The organism is Campylobacter sp. US25a, assembly GCF_004379075.1.
Taxonomy (GTDB): Bacteria; Campylobacterota; Campylobacteria; order Campylobacterales; family Campylobacteraceae; genus Campylobacter_D; species Campylobacter_D jejuni.
Window position 1 is genome coordinate 1 of the sequence record NZ_RYYM01000132.1, and the last position, 279, is coordinate 279.

Here is a 279-nt window from a genome sequence, read left to right on the forward strand (position 1 = left end):
GTTTTTGGTGATGTAAAAAACGGGGCGTATTTACTTAAAGAAAGTAAAGATGCTAAATTTACGCTTTTAGCAAGCGGAAGTGAGGTTTCTCTTTGCTTAGAAAGTGCAAATGAATTAGAAAAACAAGGCTTTGCTTGTAATGTAATCTCCATGCCTTGTTTTGAACTCTTTGAAAAGCAAGATAAAGCTTATAAAGATAGGCTTTTACAGGGTGAAGTTATAGGGGTTGAAGCAGCACATTCTAATGAGCTTTATAAATTCTGCGATAGGGTTTATGGC

At 35.5% G+C, this 279-nt stretch carries 1 protein-coding gene; it reads left to right on the top strand.

Going from position 1 to position 279, the window contains the following annotated elements:
• On the top strand, window positions 1-279 hold a 279-nt coding region (locus tag ELQ12_RS10030), incomplete at both ends, for a transketolase C-terminal domain-containing protein (RefSeq protein WP_279586145.1).